This is a genomic window from Olivibacter sp. CPCC 100613, assembly GCF_036959255.1.
In the GTDB taxonomy this organism is placed as follows: domain Bacteria; phylum Bacteroidota; class Bacteroidia; order Sphingobacteriales; family Sphingobacteriaceae; genus Olivibacter.
Map to the genome: position 1 here is coordinate 131,908 of NZ_JAWMTI010000011.1, position 24,841 is coordinate 156,748.

Below are 24,841 nucleotides of genomic sequence, written 5' to 3' on the forward strand. Positions count from 1 at the left end.
TGTTTTTTTTATGTTTTTAAATATTACCTACTTAATTTTCCATTGAAAATTTATTTTTCAGGCAAAAAATCATCTATTTCACGATTTTTTCCTTATCATTATGGTTTTTATAATCTCAATTAATTTTTACGCATAAAAAATGGAAGAAATTGCCAGCTATCTGAATGACATTATCTGGAGTAACGCACTAGTTTTATTGTGCTTGGGTACAGGAATTTATTTTTCTTTTCGTACAAGATTAGTTCAGTTAAGATCCATTAAAGAAATGTTACGCTTATTATTTGGCAGTAAATCTTCTACACAGGGAGTTAGTTCATTCCAGGCTTTTGCGATTGCGCTGTCGGGAAGAGTGGGTACCGGCAATATTGCCGGTGTGGCTACGGCTATTGCCATGGGTGGCCCCGGAGCCGTTTTTTGGATGTGGGCGATTGCTTTCTTAGGTTCTGCTTCTGCCTATATAGAAGCTACGCTCGGCCAACTTTATAAACAAGAAATTGATGGGCAATACCGTGGCGGACCTGCTTATTATATTGAGAGAGGACTGGGCATAAAATGGTACGCGATCATATTCGCCATAGCTACCATTTTAAGCACGGCACTTTTTCTTCCAGGAGTACAGAGCAACAGTATTGTAACTAGTGCTTTCCATGCTTTCGAAATACCTCCATATATTACAGGATTAATCATTGTGTCGCTACTGGCACTTATTATATTTGGCGGTGTTAAACGCATCGGAAAAGTAGCGGAGTTCGTAGTACCTTTTATGGCAGGGGCCTATATTTTAATGGCCCTCATCATTATTGTATTGCACGTAAACGAGGTACCACATATGTTTACGCTTATCATCCGTTCTGCGTTCGGAGCAGAGCAAGCTTTCAGTGGTATATTTGGAATGGCCGTTGCCTGGGGAGTAAAACGTGGGATTTATTCTAATGAAGCAGGACAGGGTACAGCCCCTCATGCTGCAGCTGCAGCCGAAACCAAGCATCCGGCAACACAAGGTTTGGTACAAGCTTTTTCCGTATATGTTGATACCTTGTTCGTTTGCACGGCTACGGCATTCATGATTCTCTTCACAGGAAAATACAATGTAAAGAATCCTTCTGGAGGCTTCCTAGTAGAAAATCTGCCAGGTATTGAAGAAGGGCCGGCCTTCACCCAACATGCAATTAACGCACACTTCCCCTCCATGGGGTCAGGTTTTGTAGCCATTTCTCTTTTGTTTTTTGCCTTTACAACAATCATGGCCTATTATTATATCGCCGAAACAAATTTCAGTTACCTCCTTAAAAAAACGGAAAAAAAATGGATGCTCGTCTTATTACGGATTTTGTTTCTAGCAGCAACCTACTACGGATCGATAAAAACTGCTAAACTAGCTTGGACTTTAGGCGATATCGGCGTAGGACTCATGGCTTGGCTAAATATTATTGCAATCCTTCTATTGCATAAACCTGCGATCAAGCTATTAAATGACTATGAAGAGCAACGGAAGAAAACCAAAGAACCGATATTTGATCCAACAAGTTTGGCGATAGATCGTGCCGATTTTTGGGCAGCAAAAAACCGGCACCAAAAATCCGATTAGTTATTGCTACAAATAGCTCGTTGAATTATATTCTATACTATAGGATCGGTATCTTTGCACCCTTCGCTTATTGAAATACCGATATATGGTTCAAAAGTTGTACACGCTAAATTTCTGGTTACTTTGTTCGAGTTCACTCTTGTTTTCGGCGAGTTTCAATATGTTGATACCCGAATTACCTTCCTATTTAAGTAGCATAGGAGGTGCAGAATATAAGGGCTTGATTATTGCATTATTCACATTAACAGCGGGTATTTCAAGACCTTTCAGTGGTAAACTCACTGATACCGTCGGTCGTGTCCCCGTGATGGCAATCGGTTCAGGTGTTTGCTTTATATGCGGATTTCTTTATCCCATCTTGAGTAGCGTTTCCGGTTTTCTGTTCTTACGCTTATTGCACGGCTTTTCTACCGGTTTTAAACCAACTGCTACAGCTGCCTATGTAGCGGACATTGCCCCTCCTTCGAGATGGGGCGAGGCACTCGGAATCCATGGTTTATTCTTTAGTACCGGCATGGCCGTTGGACCCGCCATCGGCAGTGCCATTACGGCAAGTTATTCAATCAATATTCTTTTTTATTCCTCCTCTCTGCTCGCTTTTTTATCCATTGGCATTTTGCTTAATTTAAGAGAGACACTCACGATAAAACAACGTTTCTCTACGCAGACAATTAAGATAACAAAAAGTGATATCATCGACTTACAAGTATTTCCCGCAGCCTTTGTAACGCTACTATCGTATTTTGCTTATGGCACGATCCTTACATTAATTCCGGATTGGAGTGAACATATCGGCATTAAAAACAAGGGGCTTTTCTTTATGGTTTTCACCATCTCATCTTTGCTGGTCCGCTTCGTGGCGGGAAAAACATCTGATAAATATGGTAGAACCGCCGTTATACAAATTGGCCTCATCATTCTTATTATCTCCCTCCTTATTGTAGGTTTATTTCAGTCACTATATGGATTGCTGGTGGGTTCGTTCATCTACGGTATTGCCACAGGGCTGTTATCGCCGGCAACCAATGCCTGGACAGTGGATTTAAGTGATCCCGCCCATCGCGGAAAAGCAATGGCTACGATGTATATTGCACTGGAGGTAGGGATCGGATTTGGTGCGCTCATTTCCGGTTGGCTTTACCAAGATCGATTGATTATGATTCCGCGTTTAATTTTGTTAGCCGCAGCAATAGCCGCTATCGCTCTACTATATATCATCATCAAACAACAGAATATCATCGACCAAGAAGAAACAGCTTGTTGATCATGTACGTATATCCAACACGGGTATACACTTTTTTAGCATTAGATTTCGCAAAAGGCTAGCATTTAGCTAAGTTTGTTACGTATGAACATATAACAGAAGATGGAAGATCAATTAAAATTTCCGATCGGTACTTTCCAGCGACCTGAAATTATTACCAAGCAACAAATAGATGCTTACATCCATGTAATAGAAACTTTTCCTGAACGCCTTGCTGCAACAGCAAGTCAGTTAACAGCGAAACAATTAGATACGCCGTATCGCCCCGGAGGCTGGACAATAAGGCAAGTGATTCATCATTGCGCTGATAGTCATATGAATAGTTTCGCTCGTTTTAAGTTAAGTTTAACTGAAGATTCTCCTGTTATTAAGCCTTATTATGAAGATCGCTGGGCAGAATTAGCTGATGCAAAAGAGCTGCCGATCGAGCCTTCTCTGTTTTTATTAAAAGGCCTGCATATACGATGGGTTGTATTATTGAAGTCTCTGCAGCCAAAAGACTTAAAGCGAACTTTTGTACATCCCCAAAATGGCAGAACATTCACGCTCGATGAAAACATTGGCCTTTACGCGTGGCATTGTAATCACCATTTAGCTCATATAACAATGCTTAAAGAGAAACAAGGCTGGTCTTGATCAGCGATTATTAGGTACAATTTTTTCGCATACAGATGAAAATATTCCAGCAACAGATACAAATCCCTCGTAAAAAACGTGGTTTTCATCTCATTACCCCATTAATCTTAGCGGCTATTCCAACTATTAGTGAGCTCCGATCGGGTATGTGCCAACTCTTTATACAACACAGCTCTGCATCCCTCACAATCAATGAAAATGCTGATCCAACTGTTAGAGAGGACTTTGAAACTTTTTTCAATAAAGCTGTACCCGAAAATGATCCGGATTATCTACATGATTACGAAGGACCGGACGATATGCCGGCACATTTGAAGGCATCAATATTAGGCAGTTCCGTTTTAATTCCCATTCACCAAGGACAATTAGCTTTAGGTACTTGGCAAGGGATTTATTTATGCGAACATCGAGATCGGGCGACGCCAAGAAACTTAATCATTACCGTCTGGGGTGAATAATTTATGTGTTTCTCCATCGATAAAAACTGTTCCCTCGCCTTCAAAGCCCACGGCTCGCTCAGCCTCTTTCTCTCCTAAGTAATAGGTATTATTACTCAGGGTTAAATCCCTGGGATTCGTAGAGATCAGCGTTAATGCAGAACGATTGGAGGTATCAGAAGCCAGTGTGTTTTTAATAATTTTTAATTGTTGCGAACCGGCATCTTTAATACACACTGCAGATGACCGTATTTTATTGGCTTCGATAACCACATTCATTGCCTCGTTATGCACGTATAACGCGTCACTTTTATTGGTAGATATCTCATTTCCTGATAAAACGGCTCCATTCACTTTCCACAATGTAATGCCTCCTCTGGGCGAGCTGCTTGATAAAACATTATCTTTGAAGATAAGTTGACCATTCATGTTAACGTTGATGTTACCCTTTAAATCATTCGCCAGAAACACTAAACTATCCACCATAATTCCATTTGGAATCGCTAAATAGCGAATATTGTTTGAATCGAGCATTAGTTTTTTCGCCTTCAAGTCTGACAGCAAGCGCAAACCGGCGAAAGTATTCTTATATAAATGGATTTGTCCTTGGCTTCCTACGATTTCTGCAAAATTATCTGCGTTATTGTTAATCACTTGAACAGCATCGCAATCTCTTAAATAAACAGCTGGTCTATTACTCCGATTCGACTTATTATTTCTAACCATGACGTCCTTAAGACCAACTAAAGTTGCAATACCGGAACCATCGCGCGTTTTTTCACCTTTTACCCACCCATTATCATAGCTCGTGTTCCCCTCTATTACAGCGGCCAAATTTATCTGTCTTGATATATCGGGATTATTTATATCAATTGCATCTGCTGCATTTGCAAAAATCAAATTGTCCGTAATTCGATACCTATTCTCCAGGCCCACACTTCCAAAAGCCACCTGAATGCCACTCATGCCATTATGACTTATTTTATTACGATGAAGCGTAATATCTGCACAGCTGTGTAAAAATATACCATTTTCACCGTTATGGTGAATTCGATTTTCATTGATCGTTACATTGTTACACGTTTGAAGCCGGATACCGGTGCCTCTTTGATAATAGTTAGGGCTTTTTCTCGCCATTCCGTAATAAGCAAGCTCCACATTCTCTATCTTGATATTTTTGCTGCGGAACAAATAAATACCCGAGAACGAATAAAGTTTTGTTGAGTCACCAAATGCACTGACATCTCGAATGGTCACATTTTCTGCATTATCTAAATGCACGGCTTCACCATAGGTAATGGCATTAAAACGAAGCGATAATCCTCTCACCTTATCCCCATGAAACAGCGGATATGCCGAATATTGCTTTCCCATGGTAAAATTTTCGGCACTATCCGGACTGATTTGTTTAAAGGTGCCGAACGTAGAAATGCTAACACCATCTTTCAACTGTATAGACCGTACATTATAAGTTCGCTTGGCAAGCTTTATGGTATCACCTGCATGTGCTTTATCGATTAGAGATTGTATAAGTCTTGTATCATCATCTGCTATCTTTGTTCTTTTCGTCGAAACGTTTTTCGTTTTTTTCTTTTCTTGACCTAAACCCGTATGAAAATTTAACACCATTGATAAAAAAAACAGCGTTACGGCTAATAATCTATTCATGAAATTCGCTCTTTTATGTAAGTATCTTATCGTGAACGCAATATACTATTATTTTCTATAACTGAGCATTGTAATTATTATTTTAATTTCAAATAAAAAAAAACTAAACGATGACACTAAAACTACATTTCTCTCTGCATGGCTTCGCGCTGGGCCAACCAAATAAGTTCATTCATTCCCCCCTAAATTAGTCGATAACTGGAACCGACATACATATAGATCAATAAATAGCGATTCGATGGGTTCGTTGTTTATACGGAAATTTCTCCTTGCTTGCACTTCTTTGAAAGCCGATGTCTTTGGAAGTTTTGATGGGCATATGACAATCAATACAGTTGTTTTTGGCAAGATGTAGCGCTTTTTCATCCAGTGATGGATGCTTAACTGTCTGATGACATTGGATACAGGTTTGCGAATACACCGCAAGATCAGGGATTGCATCTCCGTGTGTTTGATGACAGCTGGCACAATCTAACTTGCTAAGTTTATAACACTTGCTCGCCATTAGTAATTGCTTTTGTTTGCCATGAACATCCGGATCTTCACCGGTGTAACTCGTATACTCCGGTAAATTGTTAATCGTATCGCCAGGTTTAAAGAAAAAGGTAGAATTCAACATTTTTAAGTTAATGCCGGAATGACAAACACCGCACATATCAACTTTCTGAGCGCGCGACAACTTTTGATAACTAACCATGTATTTAGCTTCTTTTTCCTCAGGATGGGCCTGATGGAATTGAACGTGTTCGGCCGCGGGTCCGTGACAACGCTGACAATCTATCCCTGTAATTAATGAATTTTTAACGAATTCTTCTTCTTGTTGGAAATTAGCGGAAGAAATTAGCTTAGATTGTACAAAAGAGCTGTGGCATTCCAAACATCGTGTGATAATAGCTCGGCCGAAATAAATCTGCTCACTGGGGAATCCCGGGCTATTAACCCATTCGTGTTCCGGCACAAGATAATTCAATGGCATTTGCATCAATTTATTACCGTACCAATAGGCAAAGGTATAGGCACTTTTACCTGCGCCGAATACCATATCAGTCCGCTCTTCTTTCAGATTTTGCCCGTTCACGTAAGCTGCTTGATATAACCCCCCGGAACGTCTTTCAATGCCTACTTTGGTCTTTTCATTAAAAACAAAAGTTCCCTCTTCCAATCCGAGGCTATCGGTAGCATCTGCAGTGCCAAGTTCCTTACTTGTATTAAAATGAGCATTATGAAGGTAATTTTGGGCGATACCTCGATGACATTGTATACAGCTTTCGCGCGCAGCATATTGCTTTCCGCGAACATCTCCAGCGGGTTGCTCAGTACATTGCACCACCGCAATCAATAGCGATGTACCCAAAAAAAGAAGGGAAATAAATTGCCTGCGGTTCATCTGGCCTATTCGCATAATTGTTTAGTTTTTTATCTCGATTGATCAATCGCAGTACATTTACCCGAAATGCTTCGGAAGATACGGATTTCATCAGATACATTGCAAGTCTTGCTGTCACAATAAAGGCGACTAAACCTTAAGGCTATAAATCATTTCCATTAAGCAAGAGAAAACGTATTTTTACGCGTAATAATTAAAGTCATAATTTTTTATATTTTGTATTCTAAAGAAGAAGCTTCTAAATTAAAACAAACCTTTTGGACAACCTTCGGTCAATACATGAGCGCGGTACCTTCATCTGATGGACTCAAGATCAATTGGATCAATTACAAAACGGGATTCAAACACCTATCTTTCAGAATGGATGCCGACAAAAAGGAGGCCTCTATCGCTATTGAAATCAGCCATCCGGACACGGGAATACAGGCATTGTTCTTCGAACAGTTTAGTGAGTACAAAAAAATATTGGAAAACTGCCTGGGTGAAGTTTGGCTCTGGCAGCTGCATATTAAAAATGAACACGGTAAAGTGATCAGCAGAATCTCCCGTCAAATTGATTCGGTCAGTGTTTTTAAACAGACGGACTGGCCGATCTTGATTTCCTTTTTTAAGCCAAGAATCATAGCACTTGACGAGTTCTGGGCTATGGTTAAAGATGGTTTTGAAGTTCTAAAATAAGCTATTAGTACGCGAAGGGTTTATCTATTCTGATCCATTCGCAACACGATCATAACATAAAGGTTACATTTCGGCCTTTTACATTTGTCATACAAAAGCTTATCTTTCGATTCGAATTGGCCATGCCGCTAATTCAATGGCTGGTAACTATCAGCTTACTAATAAAACTAAAACAACATAATAGTACCAAACCTTTTTATGCATACGATTGCATGCAATAAGGAGGTCTAACCGATTAAAAAAATGAATTCAAAGGACGTTTCAAGAAGATTATTTCTCAGAAAAGCAATGATGTTATCTGCGGCTGCCGCCGTTGCTCCTAATATCTTACATGCGAGCACGTTTCCTTCAACAACGCTTGCTAAAGCAGGTGAAAGAGTAAATTTAGCCTGTTGCGGCATAGGAAATAGGGGCGGAGAAATTATACAGGCACTTTATAGCACTGGATTAGCAAATATAGTTGCTTTATGCGATGTAGATATGGGAGCTCCTCATACCTTAAAAACATTACAACAATTTCCAGATGTGCCAAGATTTAAGGATTTTCGTGAAATGTTCGACAAAATGGGAAGTCAGATCGAGGCCGTTTCTGTCGGGGTGCCTGATTTTTCGCATTTCCCAATTTGCGTAGAAGCGATGGGAAGAGGCATTCATGTCTATGTTGAAAAGCCTATGGCAAGAACGTTCAATGAGTGTGAACTGCTGATGAAGGCGGCAGATAAATATCCAAAAGTGGTAACACAGATGGGTAATCAGGGTCATTCGGAAGCAAATTATTTCCAATTTAAGGCCTGGGTTGAAGCAGGTATTATAAAAGATGTAACGGCCATTACCGCGCACATGAATTCTCCGCGTCGTTGGCACGGTTGGGACACGGGCATTACCACGCTTCCTGCCGCGGAGCCGATCCCCGAAACGCTCGATTGGGACAAATGGTTAACGACCCGACCTTTTCACAACTACAACCACGATTATGTGAATGGGCAATGGCGTTGCTGGTACGATTTTGGCCTGGGGGCATTGGGCGACTGGGGGGCGCACATTCTAGATACGGCGCATCAATTTTTAGATTTGGGTTTACCGGAGGAAGTAAGTGCTGTTAAATTGGAGGGGCATAATGATTTCTTTTTCCCACAGGCTTCAACACTTTCCTTCAAATTTCCAAAGCGAAAAAAAATGCCTCCGCTGGAAATTACTTGGTATGATGGTGTAAACAATCTTCCTCCGATTCCTGAGGGCTACGGTGTTTCAGGCTTGGATCCAAACATTCCTCCTCCGAGCACGGGAAAAATAGAATCGACACAACTTAACCCCGGTAAAATCATATACAGCAAGGACCTGACTTTTAAGGGTGGTTCGCACGGAAGTACTTTATCCATTATTCCGGAAGAAAAAGCAAAAGAAATGGCTTCAAAATTACCTGAAGTCCCTGTAAGTCCTTCCAACCATTTCAAGAACTTCCTATTGGCATGTAAAGGCGAAGAGCAAACACGTTCTCCATTCCATATTGCCGGACCCTTAAGCCAGGTGCTGTGTTTAGGTGTATTAGCCCAACAGTTAAACACGAAATTACGGTTTGATCGCGATAAAAAAATGATAACCAACAATAAAACAGCAAACGAATTGCTTATGGGGCCTCCTCCTAGAAAAGGTTGGGAAGACTATTATACAATATAAAATACAAAGGGAGGTCGACTTCGCATTTTTAATTATCGATACCTACCTCCCTTAATAAATTACTTTTTGGGAAAGGTGCTTGCCGCTTTCACCTCTTCTATCTGTTCGGTGTGTCTTAAGCTATGTCCTGCAATGTATAGAAGCATACGATATGCGTCTGCATATTCCTTAGCGGGTGTAAGTGTCAGGTGATTCCGCAACTCATCTAATGGTGTATTTTTAATAAAATCCAGTGTAATTGCACGTTGCTTCTTAAAATCATCTAACACACTTGCTAATTGATAGGATTGCTTGCCGGGCAGTAGAGGCTCAGGTGCCTTAAATTTTTGTGTCCTATTCTGCATCATACCGATCACGTCGCCATCGGCTCCCTTTAATTCCGATCGCTTTTCAGGATTAGCAGGCTGTTTCATCAAATCCTGTACCATACCCAATAACATATGCTCTGTTTTGGTAATGTGCTCAAGGCATTGTCCTATAGACCAATGCGCGGTATCCACGCTAAAATTCACCTGCTGTTGGCTTAGTCCTTTAACATCCTTAAATAAACGTGTCTCTGTTTGTTTAAAAACAGTGAGCAACGAATCCTTGCCGGAGTCTGTCGCCTTTGCCGCCTCTAGTATAAACAATAAAAAGGCGAGTAAAATAATTGGTTTTTTCATTCGGTTATTTTTTTGGTATTGAAAACCCCCTACCTACCACAGGTAGGAAGAAACTTTTTTTCCTTTCCGCTGAGCGTTATCTCATGTAGATTTTATCAGTGTTTTATGATTTTTAATCGGTTAGTATCAATCACTCCCTCCTCTTTGTATGGTCGACTTCATTTAGTCCATATAAATTTCTAAGATCATGCTTTAATAAAGTAAAGTTATATAGAATTCATTAAATGAGATAGGGAAAAAACGACAAAATTGGGGGTGAAACCGGCCACAAAATCCCATTGCACGAAATAACATAAAGAGGTTGATTGCGACAATATTACCGCCTATATTTGCGTTATTAAGCAAAGCCAATTAGAAAAAACAATCTTAATCATGAAACACATATCGATCCTTATACCCGAAGGACACACGAGCATCACGAATATTGAAGGTGCACATCAAATTTTCTCAGAAGTTAACGACTGTTTTGCAAGAATGGATAAACCGCCACTATTTGATATTAAATTGGTCGGTATTAATCCCAATACCAGTCAACGTAATGGTGTATATACAATTAAACCGGACCTCCTCATAGAAGAGGTAAGCAAAACGAATTTGATTATTGTGCCGGCAATGTTGGGAGACCTGGAAAACGCATTAAGACTTAACGCAGCATTCATTCCCTGGGTGGTTAAGCAATATATGCAAGGAGCTGAATTGGCCAGCTTTTGTGTTGGCGCTTTCTTTTTGGCAGCAGCAGGCTTATTGGACGGTAAGCAATGTGCAACCCACTGGCGATTTGCTAATCAATTTAGACAGCTATATCCGAATGCGAAGCTTGTTGACGATAAAATCATGACGGAAGATAGGGGAATTTATACAAGTGGTGGCGCTTACTCTTATACCAACCTACTTTTATACTTAGTAGAGAAACATGCGGGAAGAGAAATTGCTGTACTGATCGCCAAAATGTTCATGATTGATATCGATCGGCACAGCCAATCTCCGTTTATTATGTTTAAAGGACAAAAGGAACATGAGGATGACCTGATCATAAAAGCTCAGGAATTTATTGAAAAAAATTTTCAGGAAAAAATAACCGTAGATCAGCTTGCAGATATGCTTGCATTGGGGCGTAGAAGTTTGGAAAGACGATTTAAAAAGGCGACTAGCAACACAGTAACTGAGTATATACAACGCGTTAAAATGGAAGCTGCAAAAAAGGAGTTGGAAACAAGCAGAAAAACGGTAAGCGAATTGATGTACGAGATTGGCTATTCGGACACGAAAGCTTTCCGCTCTACTTTTAAAAAAATAACCGGTTTATCTCCGATTGAATACCGAAATAAATACAATAAGGAATCTGTTCTACTTTCCTAAATGCATATGTAGAAATCATGCAAATAAACACATAGAAACACCCAGCTCTTTTACTAATCCAATGGAAAGGCGCTAAGCCATATCTTCTTCGAAAAAGTAAACAACAAGCATAACTGCTTTATAAGAGCCTATGTTTTTGGGTGTATGCGAAATTCTACCGTCGAATAATAGTGAATCTCCTGCGCTCAGCAGCACACTTTCTTGTTCAAATTTATATTCAATCTCACCGGATAGTATATACTTATATTCGAAAGCCAAAGTTTCTACCATTGGTCTTGAAGCATTGGGCTCCAACTCAAGTAATACAATGTCAACAGTAGAGTTTTTTATATTTCTGGTAAAAATACGGTGATAGTGAAATCCTATTGCTTCTTCCTTTTCGAAATGACTGTATTCGTCCTTTTTCTTTATTAAGATTGTTTTATTGTTCTTGTTAACCCCAATATCTTTAAAGAAAATATTTAAATCAACATCTAAGGACTTAATGATTTCGATCAATACCATCAGGGAAGGAATGACACGATTATTTTCTATTTGCGATATAAGTCCTTTACTTACAGAGGCCCTGTCGGCTAATTCCTGAACTGTAATCCCCTTATTCTTACGTCGCTCCTTAATTTGATTACCTATCTGTATTAAAATATCATCTTTCATTCGACCGTTTGCTATATGTTGATGGTATAATGACTGCAAATATATCAGTGCTGTTTGTCTATAACAAACAGGAGTAGCTTATTTAGAATAATATATATGCACTGACGTCCCTATTAACCTCAATGATTGGCGGCTGTACCTGATGGCGAAAACATCTTCTTACCAATCGCAAATAATCCGACCGCGATTAACCCAACTGCAAGGCCAATAGCAAATTCTTTCGCAACGGATGGAAGTTGTGGTAAAAAATGATGTAAAAATTCAATATTATGAACAAAGATACCGCCCGAAACTAAGATTAAGGCGATAGTACCAACCACACTTAAAAACTTGATCACCAAAGGCAGCGCTTTGACTAATATATGCCCCACTTTTGACAACAAGCCTCTATCTTTGGCATGTTGAATTAATCGATATCCTGCATCATCCATTCTGACGATAAGCGCAACAATACCGTAAACACCGATTGTAGCAAAAAGAGATACAACGGAAACCGTTATAATTTGAATCGTTAAACTTCTGTCTAAAACAGCTCCTAATGCAATGATTACTATTTCTATAGATAGAATAAAATCCGTCGCGATGGCAGATTTAATCTTCGTTTTTTCGACATCACCGTTCTTTTCTTCACGTTCTTCAATTACCTCTTGCCCGGGCTTTTTTCGATGAAAGAAATATTCTACGATCTTTTCTGCACCTTCAAACGCTAAATAAATCCCTCCCAACACCAAGAAGACTTTGATTGCTATTGGAAAAAACACATTCAAGGTTAAAGCTATCGGCACAATAATGAGCTTATTGATTAAAGAGCCTTTAGTAATTGCCCACAACACCGGTAGTTCTCGTGTTGATAAAAAACCGGTCGCTTTTTCTGCGTTGACAGCTAAATCGTCGCCTAATATACCGGCCGTTTTCTGGGTTGCTATTTTACTCGTCACCGCAACATCATCCATCAACGAAGCTATATCGTCTAAAATCGCAAAAAAACCTGATGCCATATGTGTTTATCTATACAATCGTAAAAATATAAATTAAATTCAACTTCCAATGGCCCTATTCAATCGATATCAGTTTCATTACCCTGATAATCGGCTCCGCATAAATATCCCTACCAAGTATGCATTGTTTGACGGGGCCAAAGCTATAAGCCTGCTAGTCGCTAATCAGCCATGATTACTGTTTTTGACGGCAGTCATCGTATATCAATTGCGTTCAAAAATGAGACGATATGTCCGAACTTTGATAAGATACAGAAAAATCAGATATCCCTTTTTATCTAATTTTATCGCTGGTTTAAATGACTTAAAATGATTGGGAATAAGAGAAACAAATTATTGGTATATGGAAAGTATATGCACAGAACAGCCCTGAATATCCATTCGCTTCAAACCAAAGGGACATCCATACCGAAGCATTTACCAAAATCCCTCTTTTAATTATCTACTCCGTAAATTCGACAATCAAGATCAATGACTAATACAAATTTTTCCACCAAACCCCATTACCCAATATTAGACGGCCTACGTGGTATTGCAGCGATAATTGTCGTTACCTTCCACTTGAGCGAACCTCTATCAACCGGAAATTTGGACAACCTGGTAAACCACGGTTATCTCGCCGTGGACTTCTTCTTTCTGTTATCTGGTTTTGTTATTGGCTATGCTTATGACGATCGTTGGCATAAAATGACACTTGGAAGCTTCTGTAAACGTCGGATCGAACGACTTCAACCGATGGTGATCTTGGGAATGACACTCGGAGCTATCGGTTTTTATTTTACCGATTCAGCAATCTGGCCGCTCATCCATACGGTCCCCTTCTGGAAACTACTCCTGGTTATGCTGATCGGATACACGATATTGCCGGTACCCTTGTCGCTTGATATACGGGGTTGGGAGGAAATGCACCCGCTCAATAGTGTCGGCTGGTCGCTGCTCTTTGAATATATCGCCAACATTCTCTATGCAACTATAATAAGAAAATTCTCGAACAGGGCATTAACGGTTCTCGTGTTTATAGCGGCAGCAGTACTTGCCCAATTGGCTATTACCAAAGGCGATGTAAGTGGTGGTTGGACCTTAAATGTTGAGCAGATGCGTGTCGGGATCACCCGAACGATGTATCCTTTTTTTGCTGGTCTGTTACTTTCACGTGTGGCCAGACCAACCCGTATCAGAAATGCCTTTACCTGGTGCAGTATTTTGATAGCTGCTGTACTGTATATGCCACGCATTGGTGGTGTAGAACATAGTTGGCTCAACGGGATCTATGAATCCATATGTATAATCGTTGTTTTTCCTCTCATTGTATATCTGGGTGCCAGCGGCATTATAGCTACGAAAACGGAAAGCAAGATCTGTAAGTTTCTAGGTGACATCTCCTACCCACTTTATCTGGTACATTATCCTTTCGTTTACTTTTATGTCGCTTGGATCAGCAACAATAAGGGTGTAACTATTCTACAGGCTTGGCCATACGCCTTGCTTATTTTATGCGGTTCTATCATTTTGGCTTATGTGGCCCTAAAATGGTATGATGAACCGGTTCGTAAATGGCTAAGAAAAAAACTGGGTTAGATATAAGAAAATTTAGGTTTTATTTTACGATGAAACAAAAAGAGAAGAATTCAAGATAAATGAATTCTTCTCTTAGTAGCCCGTAGGGGAATCGAACCCCTGTTTCAAGAATGAAAATCTTGCGTCCTAACCCCTAGACGAACGGGCCATCGTTGCTTTCTCCGTTTCGGGACTGCAAAAATACAGCTAAGATTTATATTTCAAAAAAAAAATTAAATTATTTCCAAGCCGAAAGAATAGCGCTCTTATTATCAATCATTTAATTTTCATCCTGACCAAAAACATCTTCCACGCTTATCGTGCATAGGTATTTGCAAGTTTGCGGAGCCATTTTATGTGTTTTTGGTCAAACTGATTATCTAGAAGTCGCCATTTCCAGTTTATTCCCGTTGTTGCCGGTGTATTCATTCTGGCTTCTTTTCCTAGGCTAAGCACGTCTTGCATCGGGATTATGGCTAATTTAGCAACAGAAGCATATGCTAGCCTGATCATCTCCCTACTTATATTTGCGTCACTCACTTTGTGGCCTTGATAATAGGCTAAACGACCTTTTCCTGTTCGGTCAAGCTCCTCCTTATACCAACCAACAACTGTATTATTATCATGTGTGCCCGTATAAACAACGCTATTTATCGGGTATTGATGAGGAATGTGAAGCGAGTGTGGAGTATCGTCTCCAAAAGCGAACTGCAACACCTTCATTCCCGGTAAATCGAATCGGTCCCGCAACTCGTACACCCCCGGACTTATATCACCCAAATCTTCGGCTATCAGCGCGGTGGTTCCCAACTTTTCCTTAACGAGGTTGAACAGTTTATCTCGCGGCCCGATTCTCCACGTCCCCTGTACAGCATTCTTCTCACTTGCCGAGACTTCCCAATAATCGTAAAAGGCCCTGAAATGATCCAAACGGATCAAATGATACCACTCAAGGTTCTTCCTTAATCTGGCTAACCACCAGGTATACTTTTCTTTCGCGTGGGCCTCCCAATTGAAAGTTGGCATGCCCCATAACTGCCCCTCCGCATTAAAATAATCTGGAGGCACGCCTGCTACACCAAGCAATTCCCCATCCTCATTCACACTAAACAAATGTCGATTAGTCCAAACATCAACAGAATCGTAGTTAACATAGATGGGGAGATCACCCAATAGCTGAATTGATAAGGCTTCGCACGACGCTTTCAAGTCCTTCCATTCGTCAAAGAACTCATATTGCTGCCATTTCAATTCCAAAAGCTCCGCTGTGTACTTCTTTGCCATGTTGTTAAGCGTCTGCTTATCCCGCAATTTCAACTTACGAGGCCATTTATACCAAGCTTTTCCCTCCTGTTGTTTTTTTATTAACAGGTACATGGCAAAATCATCTAACCAGCTCTTTTCTTTCTGCATGAAATGAACGAATTCTCCCTTACGACTATTGTTTTTTGCTGCCATAAATCGTAAGAATGCATCCTGGAGCAACTGTCTTTTACTAGCAATGGCTTCATCATACGCGATTCGAGTATGTATTGGCCTGCGCGCATTCGTCAAATCCGCAGCGCTCAACAAACCTTTTCGAGCTAATACCTCCGGACTGATTAAGATCGGGTTACCGGCAAAGACAGAATAGGCACTATAGGGAGAATAATACTCATTTGCTCCTGTAGGATTGAGTGGAAGCAATTGCCAATAGCTTTGGCCCGCCTTGGAAAGCTGCGAAGCAAAGTGTTGCGCGTGAGGCCCCAAATCACCTATACCAAAGGCTGAAGGAAGTGAAGCAATCGGCAATAAAATACCGGCTGCTCGCTTTTTTTCTTCCTGCTTTATGTGCAAAACCACCAATGGTAAGCGCTTTTTAAACAGATCAGCCATCAATAGTGTCCCCTCGACCTTCGCACTCCTATTAGCAAGTACGTCAACAAAATTGATGGGAATATCCTCCGGCCAATCGATTCTTGTATCTTTCCAATTAATATTTTCAAAAGTACACTGCTGATCTGCACACAGCTGCGCCAAATATAATGGAACAATGGTTACACACCATTGGCTGTCAAATCGGCGGCAAAAAGCTAAGATATGTTTACGATATCGTCCCTTAACTTTTAGCGGTATATAAAGTCCCTTCTCAAACAATATTGCATTTTGTGATCGATAATGCAACAACTTTACGGTTAAGGCCAGTTTAACATGGCTGCCAGAGAATTCCTGCCAATAATGAAGTAAATCAATGTTCCCTTTTTTAATGGACTGTACAGATTGTTTACGCAATCTATAGTTTATCCTACGTCTATTATCCGGATCTACAAAACTTAAATCTTGATACTCCGTACCCTGATAAAAATCCGGCACACCGGGCACCGTTATCTTTAACAATACCTGTCCAAGCGAATTGAGCACTCCCTGTTTATTGACTTCTTCCAAGAGCGGGGTCCACAGTGGCCATAAATCACCCTTCTTTTCTAATAGAGAAAGCGCAAAATCAATGCATTTCTTTTCATATGCATGGTTCGGTTCCACCCAATCACTATTTATTTTTGCTTCTCTTAGTGCCTTTTCCAGATAGGCAGACAATCTGACGGCATAATCTTGATCATCGTCCTCAGTGGAAGGGTAACTAGCTAACAGCGTTTGATAAATAAAATAACGATCATTCATTTCCGGAATGACTTGCGGATTCAATTTTAATTCACGTTCCAACTTCGACACAGTACGTTGCCATTTTTCGGATAAACAGCTTAATGCTTGTAATCGCGCGCGCGCATCCTCCCCCCTTTTCGTATCATGTGTAGCCGTTCCATTCATCGCCAATGGCCAGTTCCGTTGTCGTTCTTCCATCGCCCTATGGAAGTCTTTCTTTGAAAGTCCGAAAGTCGACAATGAGCTTCCCACTTCATTATGCCCAATAAAGCGGTTAAAAGTATACATCAGCGTATCCTCCACTCCTTTCGCCATTAACGGACCTGAAAATTGCATGAGTCGTTGATAGAAATACAATAATCGATCGTGAAAGCCTTGACTGCTTTTTTTTGGTGTTGTCAACAGGAGTTCTTCTAAAACGTCAACCGCAGCAATGAGATTCGGCTTGTAATGTCGGATGGACTGAAATATGGCCTTTAACTGCTTTCTTTCACTGAACTTTAAGGGGAAACTGTTACCATAAAAACGATAAACCGGACAAAAAATTAAGACAGATGAGATCGCTTCCTTTAACATTACCGCATCGAACGCTCTGGATGCTTTTTTAGATAAAAAGTTAGACTGTTGAAAAAATTTAAAAAGATTGGTTGTCTCACCTTGCATATGCTTTTGCAAGATATAAGACTTTTTTTCTACGATTTGTTGATAAATATCATCCGTTCGGCCAACCAGTTGTTCGTAAAATTTATCAAAAAAGCACTCTTTTTCTTTAGCGGTAAAGAGCTTATTTGAAAGCGCCAGATAATCATAACCCGAAGTTCCCTGTATAGGCCAGGCCAATGGCAGTTTCTCATGCTGTTCAAGAATCTTTTCAACAACAATATACACTTGCGGGCCAACAAGGCACCTTAAATCGTACAGGTATTTTTCCGGATCAAAAAGTCCATCAATATGGTCTATACGTAACCCCTGAAAGCAATCCTCGTCAACCATCTGCTTTACAAATTGATGCGCTAACAGGAATACGTCATCTTTTTGTACCTGTGTGCAAACTAAGCCATTAACTGTAAAAAAACGGCGATAATTGATATTTTTGTCTGTTTCTCTCCAGCTGCAAAGGCGATAATATTGCTGTTCACAAAGATGGAGAAGTGCTAGATGGTCGTTATTTATTAGCCTTAGCTGATGCCTTAAGCGGTTTTGCACCTCTTTCACTTGCGTATAATTCTTCCATTCGTTCAAAAAGCCTTGCCAAGATGTTTCAAAAGCAGACGCCCGCCCTTGCTGTGATTGCAGCACTTCACCCAACGCAATTTTCACCTGTTTCCCCTCATCTTCAACATCGAGGAGTAAACGATCCAATATTGCGCTGTAGATATTCAAATTGACAGGATAAAGCTGGTCATAATAAGCGAGGCATAATTTGTTTCCCCGACTGATCAATTTAATGTCTTTTTGATTAATCGCTTTTTCGAGCGTCGAGCCTAAGAATGGAACCATAACAGCTCCATGAAAAAAGTCCGCATCGATACTGGTATCAAACACACGCGCAAAAGACGAATAGGCTCCCTTTTCCATGACATCCATCAACCAGGTATTGGTAGGGTGAAAAGCCATATGATTAGGAACAATATCCTGTATCCATGCAAGTCCACATGCTTTACATTTTGCAGTAAGCACTCGCAATTCCTCCAGCGTTCCTATCTCTGGATTTACATGATTTGGATTTATAACATCGTAGCCATGGGTACTTCCTGAAACGGCTTCGAAAATAGGTGACGCGTAAAGACTTTTAATACCTAAGGACTGCCAATAGGGGACCAGTTTCAAGGCATCTTTGAATGTGAAGTTTTTATGGAACTGGACACGATAACTAGCTATTGGATTGAAAACATTACCCATATCATTTGCCTATTTGTTGGTAAATTGATGCACTCTTAGGTGCTAACCGTAAAATAGATGCACCTGGCAATGCTAAGTCATTATTAAAAAAGCCAGGGTCAGAAGTATCAAAAATCTTCGTGATAGGATATTGCAGAAAACGATCCTTTCTTTCTTGAATCTTGTCACTAAAATTAAAATAGAAAAAAAGCGATTCTTCGTTGGTCCATCGATGCAACAGCAAAACACCTGATTCCTTGCAGACTTCCACATTGACATGCGTACGGTCTAAACTATGCCAGGCCCTGTACTTTTTTCTTAAGTGAATAAGCCGCTTATAGAAATTAAAAATTTCATGGTGCCTCGGCTTCGACAAGGCCGACCAATCAAGTTTCGATCGTTCGAAAGTAGCTATAGACATCGGATCTGGGGCCTCCCCCTCTCTCTGAAAATCCTTAAACTCTGCCCGCCTACCTTTTCTTACCGCTTCAGCAAGCTCCTCGTCAGTATGGCTCACAAAATATTGGAAAGGCCTTTTTTCTCCATATTCTTCTCCCATGAATAACAGGGGTATATATGGGGAAGCTAAAACGGCACAAACCATTAGCTTCTGCAAATCCTCGCTATACAAAGTGCTACTGCGTTCACCTAATAGCCGATTACCGACTTGATCGTGGTTTTGCGAGAAAACCACAAACTGATTTCCCTGGGCATTGGACGCCTTGTTGCCGAATGTTTTTTTTCGATGTGGAGAATATTTACCGTCATAAACATAGGCGTCACGAAAAGACTTTGCCAAGTGTACAAGCGGTTCAAAATCGGCGTAGTAACCATTCCGAGGTTCACCGACAGTGACTCTCAACGCATGATGGAATTCGTCTATCCATTGACCATGCAATCCATAACCGCCTTTATCTGCGGCAGTGATATAGCGCACATCATTTAAATCGCATTCACCAATTAGATAATACGACTTTCCACTTATCAGGGAGAGTTCCTCAAGCTGTTCACGCATAGCAGCTAAAATATGCTTTGCTCCATAATCCTTGATAGCATGCACTGCATCCAACCGGAGGGCATCAATATGAAAATCACGAAACCACATCAGCATGTTCTCAAGAATAAATTGTCGTACACCATCGCAATAAGCATCGTCGACATTGATGGCTTTCCCCCACGGGGTATGATATTTATCTGTAAAAAAAGGACCGTATGAAGCAACGTAATTACCTTCGGGGCCGAGATGATTATAAACGACGTCGAGAATAACCGCTATTCCTTTTTTATGACAGGCATTAACCATTTCTTGTAAAGCATAAGGTCCTCCATAACTCGCCTGAACGGCAAAGGGAAATACCCCGTCATAGCCCCAGTTTCTTTCGCCGGGGAATTGCGCCACCGGCATGATTTCTATTGCATTGATTCCCAATTCAAGCAAATGGTCCAGTTTATCCCTAATCGCATCAAAAGTTCCCTGAGGAGTAAATGTGCCGACATGTAACTCATAAATAAGGTAATTTTCTAAAGCCGGGTTACGCCATTGCTCATCTGACCAAACGAATTTCTTTAAGTCAACTACCTGAGAATGTCCATGTACACCATGCGGCTGAAAACGAGAGGCGGGGTCCGGCAGTGCCTGCCCGTCGTCTAAAATAACCTTATAGAACGAACCAGCTTTTATCTTATCGGTTTCAACGCGCCAAAAACCAAAACCGGCATCATTCAGTTCAATTTTTTCTTTATCTTCAATAAGTATGCGAACTTGCTTACTTTTCGGAGCCCATATACCTATGGTCGTTCGATCCTTATCAACAGTTGCTCCAAAATACGATCTGCTCATTTATATAACCATCAAATTTAATCTTGTAGAGGAGCATGAAATAAAACAACGGAACGACCCGCTACTTGAATCATATCGCCCGGTTGATAACCATTCCCATCTTCTATTTGTGCATCATCTGTATTTAATATCTTTGTCCATTTAGCACCGTATCGTTCATCGGGCAGCTTATAGTCGATGGGCTCATAATGGGCATTGAAGATGACATAAAAGTGATCATCATATATTTTATTGCCCTCCAGGTCAACTGACCGTATCCCCCTACCGTCTAAATAGACGGCAAGCGATTTCGCTGCATCATTGTCCCAAGCTTCATCTGGCATTATATTACCTTCGGGTAAAAACCAAACGATATCTTCAACACCAGCTCCTTTGATTTCTTGTCCCATAAACCATTTTCTCCGACAAAAGGAAGGATGATTCTTTCTCAAGTTGATCAGCTTTTTGGTAAATGCCAGCAGTTCTTCATCGGCTTCATTCCAATTATACCAAGAAATCTCATTATCTTGACAGTAACCGTTGTTATTTCCTTTTTGTGTCCGTCCCAGCTCGTCACCGCCCAATAACATGGGAACGCCTTGCGATAGAAATAAAGTAGCAAGAAAATTGCGTTTTTGTTTCGCACGTAAGGTTAGAATATCCTGATTTTCAGTTGGCCCCTCTTCGCCGCAATTCCAAGATCGATTATGGCTCTCCCCATCTTTATTGTCTTCACCATTTGCCTCATTATGTTTTTCATTATAAGATACTAAATCATTCAAGGTGAAACCATCATGCGCCGTTATAAAATTGACACTGGCTATCGGTGTTCTATAATCATCGCCATATAAGTCCGAACTCCCTGTAAATCGAGAAGCGAACTCACCTAACTTACTTTCCTCACCACGCCAAAAATCACGTATGCAATCCCGATACTTCCCATTCCATTCTACCCAACCAGCAGGAAAATTACCAACTTGATAACCTCCTTCACCAACATCCCATGGTTCCGCAATCAATTTTACCTGCGAAATGACCGGATCTTGATGGATGATGTCAAAAAATGCACTCAGCTTATTTACATCGTGAAATTCACGCGCCAAAGCAGACGCCAAATCAAATCGGAAACCATCAACTCGCATATCCAAAATCCAATAACGAAGACTATCCATAATAAGTTGAAGTACATTGGGAAGATTGGCATTCAAGGTATTGCCTGTTCCCGTATAATCCACGTAATGACGTCCATCTTCGGTAAGACGATAATAAGAGCGATTATCAATACCTCGAAAATTCAGCGTTGGCCCCAGCTCATTACCTTCAGCGGTATGATTGTATACAACATCCAAGATCACTTCAATCCCCGCCGCGTGCAAATTCTTTACCATTTGCTTAAATTCTGTCACCTGCTCCCCGTTTACTCCACTGGAACTGTATTTCACATCCGGTGCAAAAAAGCCGATCGTATTGTAACCCCAATAATTACTTAACCCATTATCTTGTAAATGCCAATCATTTACAAAATGATGAATCGGTAGGAGTTCAATAGCCGTTACACCTAAGTCTTTTAAATATTGAATAGTAATTGGGTGGCCGATAGCGGCATAGCTGCCCCGAATATTTTCCGGAATGTCAGGGTGTGTAAATGTAAATCCCTTTACGTGTGCTTCATAAATAATGGTCTGATGATACCTTATGTTGGGCTTCGTATCCGAACCCCAATCAAATGCGTTGTCAATAACAACAGATTTTGGCACATAAGGGGCGCTATCTTGTTCGTTACAACTCAAATCGTTGATTTCGTCTCCAATATGATATCCAAATATCGATTCATGCCATTTTATTACGCCTGCTATGGCTTTGGCATAAGGATCTATCAGCAGTTTATTTGGATTAAAACGACACCCTTCCTCGGGTTTATAGGGCCCATACACCCGATAGCCGTATTTCTGCCCCGGCTTTAAATGCGGTAAATAAATATGCCAGATATCATGGGTTCGTTCTTTCAGGGGAATTCTTTCTTCACGAGCGTCCGATTGATCTGAATCAAAAAGACAAAGCTCAACACCTTCAGCATGTCTGGCAAATAAAGCAAAGTTCGTTCCTTTGCCATCGTAGCTTGCTCCCAAAGGATAGGGGCTGCCAGGGTAGACTGTTCTTTCCATATATTTGCGTGCGTTGCATAGTAAGCGGATTCTGCATAAACGTCAATATCAACTATTGATGTCGATCTTCATATGACTATATACTATTGACCTATCATTGAACAAGTGGAATCGACTTTTGTTTAAGGAAAGAAATCGAATTAAAAATTTTCGTAAGTATGTTGAAAAGAACGATAAACCTCGGTGTAATAAAAAGGCCTGGATAACTAAATACCCAGGCGTTAACGTTATTTCGTAGTGAATTAATACTTAGCAGGAATGCCTTTTTTTACCGTTGAATTGGCAATAAATTCTCGCAGATCATCATTTGCCTTTTCCAAATCCACCTGCCGCATGTAAATCATATGCCCCGTACGATAGCCCTTGAATGACATTCTCGCTTGAAACTTCCCGACAGGATCCATTTGCCATAAGTTATACTTGGCGTTAAAATAATCGCATGCACCATCAAAATAACCTGACTGCACCATTACATGTAAATAGGGGTTTTCCGCCATCGCTTGTTGCAAATCATTGCCTGTATGATCGTTATTACGATCCCAGGGGTATACAGAACCAAAAACATTGTATTTTACGTCTGTTTTAAAGTTCAGTTCGTTACGCACATAATAATTAATTGCGGGAGTAAACGAGTGCATCCACGAGCTGAGCTCTGCATTATAATCAGGTCGCTCTCCTGCATCTTTTTTATCCTTACCAAGATAACGAGAGTCCAGACGTCCAATCGTTAGGCCTCGGTCTCGCAATAATTCTTTCCAAAAAAATTGCGTGGAGATATCGAAGTTATTTTGAAGGATTAACTTTTCGGAAATTCCCGCATATTGTGCCATTTTTGAAGCGATCTGCTGTTTATCTGTCAGGGGCAACGAACCACCTCGAGTTACTGCAGGCAGTAACTCGTTCATGGTGAATTTTTCTACTTCGGGCAAAAGCTGGTCCAGGTCCTTTTGTTGCATATCGCTCCCAAGTGCTTTATGATACCAAGCGGTTGCTGCAAAATAAGGCAGGCGCAAGGCAATATCCACAGGTCCTTCTCGTTTTAACCCCAGATCGGTTGGAGAAACCAAAACAACGCCATTCAAATACATCCATTGGGCATCTTGAAGTTCCAACGCCAAACCGGATACGCGCGTAGTTCCATAACTTTCTCCTATCAAATATTTAGGTGACTGCCATCGGTTAATCCGCGTAACGAAAGTATTGAGCCAAGCAGCCAAATATTTAATATCGGCATTGACACCAAAGAACAATGATTTGTCAGTCTTTTTATCCAAGATCCTTGAATAGCCCGTATTTACAGGATTAACGTAAACAATATCCGCCACATCTAGAATCGAATATGGATTATCGCGCATCTCTCCATAGGGTTGTACAGGATACCCCTCATCATCGAGTGTCAGTATCCGCGGTCCGGTATAGCCGATTTCCATCCATAAAGAAGCCGAACCCGGCCCCCCATTAAATGAGATAACCAATGGCCGTTGCTTTTTATCGCTTATGTCTGAACGTTCATAATAGGTATAATTCACAGTAGCGATCGCTTTCCCCTCTTCATTCCATATGGGTTGCATTCCAATACTTGTATTATAGGTAATTTTGCTCCCCTTAATGGTTGTGCTATGTTTAGTGGTAATAAGTGTATCAGCGGGCGGATCGGGCTGGGCAAAAGATTTATCTAAAAATAAATACAGGCACAAAGCAAGTAGATAGATTTTTTTCATGTAAAGTGATTTGATTGCTATAAAAATAGCGAATAGTTCAAAACAAGTGG

At 40.6% G+C, this 24,841-nt stretch carries 17 protein-coding genes and 1 tRNA gene; 8 read left to right on the forward strand and 10 right to left on the reverse strand.

All coding sequences use genetic code 11. The features are described 5' to 3' along the window. Positions 1–139: 139 nt before the first annotated feature. The 4 genes from RYH73_RS24265 (at position 140) to RYH73_RS24280 (ending at position 3,946) form a co-directional block, all read left to right on the forward strand. Entirely contained in the window at positions 140–1,588 is a 1,449-nt protein-coding gene (locus tag RYH73_RS24265; protein WP_335316040.1) for an alanine/glycine:cation symporter family protein, read from the forward strand. Positions 1,589–1,673: 85 nt separating this feature from the next. Beyond that, the gene (locus RYH73_RS24270; protein WP_335316042.1) at positions 1,674–2,852 is read left to right on the forward strand and encodes an MFS transporter; all 1,179 of its coding nucleotides are present in this window, start codon (positions 1,674–1,676) and stop codon (positions 2,850–2,852) included. A 102-nt stretch (positions 2,853–2,954) separates the two neighbouring features. Continuing rightward, entirely contained in the window at positions 2,955–3,488 is a 534-nt protein-coding gene (locus RYH73_RS24275) for a YfiT family bacillithiol transferase (protein WP_335316043.1), read from the forward strand. A 35-nt stretch (positions 3,489–3,523) separates the two neighbouring features. Continuing rightward, the gene (locus RYH73_RS24280) at positions 3,524–3,946 is read left to right on the forward strand and encodes a secondary thiamine-phosphate synthase enzyme YjbQ (RefSeq protein WP_335316044.1); all 423 of its coding nucleotides are present in this window, start codon (positions 3,524–3,526) and stop codon (positions 3,944–3,946) included. On the opposite strand, the gene RYH73_RS24285 is transcribed toward RYH73_RS24280, so the two are convergent. Both RYH73_RS24285 and RYH73_RS24290 read right to left on the reverse strand, forming a co-directional pair. After that, entirely contained in the window at positions 3,920–5,593 is a 1,674-nt protein-coding gene (locus RYH73_RS24285) for a right-handed parallel beta-helix repeat-containing protein (protein ID WP_335316045.1), read from the reverse strand. The genes RYH73_RS24280 and RYH73_RS24285 overlap by 27 nt on opposite strands. 220 nt (positions 5,594–5,813) lie before the next feature. Continuing rightward, positions 5,814–6,995 (reverse strand): hypothetical protein, encoded by a 1,182-nt coding sequence (locus RYH73_RS24290; RefSeq protein WP_335316046.1) that lies wholly within the window; start codon positions 6,993–6,995, stop codon positions 5,814–5,816. A 201-nt stretch (positions 6,996–7,196) separates the two neighbouring features. On the opposite strand from RYH73_RS24290, the gene RYH73_RS24295 reads away from it, so the two are divergent. Continuing rightward, entirely contained in the window at positions 7,197–7,658 is a 462-nt protein-coding gene (locus RYH73_RS24295) for a DUF4268 domain-containing protein (RefSeq protein ID WP_335316047.1), read from the forward strand. Between the two features lie 243 nt (positions 7,659–7,901). Next, complete coding sequence (locus tag RYH73_RS24300; protein ID WP_335316048.1) at positions 7,902–9,335, forward strand: Gfo/Idh/MocA family oxidoreductase; 1,434 nt, start codon at positions 7,902–7,904, stop codon at positions 9,333–9,335. A 59-nt stretch (positions 9,336–9,394) separates the two neighbouring features. Here the strand turns inward: RYH73_RS24300 and RYH73_RS24305 are convergent, their stop codons facing one another. Beyond that, a complete protein-coding gene (locus RYH73_RS24305) occupies positions 9,395–9,997 on the reverse strand; it encodes a DinB family protein (protein WP_335316049.1) in 603 nt (200 codons plus the stop codon). 372 nt (positions 9,998–10,369) lie between these two features. Between RYH73_RS24305 and RYH73_RS24310 the strand changes: the two genes are divergently transcribed. Then, positions 10,370–11,356: a GlxA family transcriptional regulator gene (locus tag RYH73_RS24310; protein WP_335316050.1), complete on the forward strand. Its 987-nt coding sequence runs from the start codon at positions 10,370–10,372 to the stop codon at positions 11,354–11,356. A gap of 72 nt (positions 11,357–11,428) precedes the next feature. On the opposite strand, the gene RYH73_RS24315 is transcribed toward RYH73_RS24310, so the two are convergent. Together RYH73_RS24315 and RYH73_RS24320 are read right to left on the reverse strand one after the other, a co-directional pair. After that, on the reverse strand, positions 11,429–12,010 hold the full coding sequence (locus RYH73_RS24315) for a helix-turn-helix domain-containing protein (RefSeq protein WP_335316051.1): 582 nt from the start codon (positions 12,008–12,010) through the stop codon (positions 11,429–11,431). 119 nt (positions 12,011–12,129) lie between these two features. Then, entirely contained in the window at positions 12,130–13,008 is an 879-nt protein-coding gene (locus RYH73_RS24320; RefSeq protein ID WP_335316052.1) for a DUF808 domain-containing protein, read from the reverse strand. Positions 13,009–13,479: 471 nt separating this feature from the next. Between RYH73_RS24320 and RYH73_RS24325 the strand changes: the two genes are divergently transcribed. Beyond that, a complete protein-coding gene (locus RYH73_RS24325; RefSeq protein WP_335316053.1) occupies positions 13,480–14,586 on the forward strand; it encodes an acyltransferase family protein in 1,107 nt (368 codons plus the stop codon). Between the two features lie 76 nt (positions 14,587–14,662). Here the strand turns inward: RYH73_RS24325 and RYH73_RS24330 are convergent. The 5 genes from RYH73_RS24330 to RYH73_RS24350 form a co-directional block, all read right to left on the reverse strand. Then, positions 14,663–14,734 (reverse strand) — tRNA-Glu (locus RYH73_RS24330). Positions 14,735–14,880: 146 nt separating this feature from the next. Next, positions 14,881–19,107, reverse strand: coding sequence for a malto-oligosyltrehalose synthase (treY, locus tag RYH73_RS24335; protein WP_335316054.1), 4,227 nt, complete (start codon positions 19,105–19,107; stop codon positions 14,881–14,883). Position 19,108: 1 nt separating this feature from the next. Then, positions 19,109–20,926: a malto-oligosyltrehalose trehalohydrolase gene (treZ, locus tag RYH73_RS24340; RefSeq protein WP_335316055.1), complete on the reverse strand. Its 1,818-nt coding sequence runs from the start codon at positions 20,924–20,926 to the stop codon at positions 19,109–19,111. Positions 20,927–20,943: 17 nt separating this feature from the next. Further along, the gene (glgX, locus tag RYH73_RS24345) at positions 20,944–23,070 is read right to left on the reverse strand and encodes a glycogen debranching protein GlgX (protein WP_335316056.1); all 2,127 of its coding nucleotides are present in this window, start codon (positions 23,068–23,070) and stop codon (positions 20,944–20,946) included. A gap of 242 nt (positions 23,071–23,312) precedes the next feature. Further along, positions 23,313–24,791, reverse strand: coding sequence for a S10 family peptidase (locus RYH73_RS24350; protein ID WP_335316057.1), 1,479 nt, complete (start codon positions 24,789–24,791; stop codon positions 23,313–23,315). Positions 24,792–24,841: the final 50 nt, after the last annotated feature.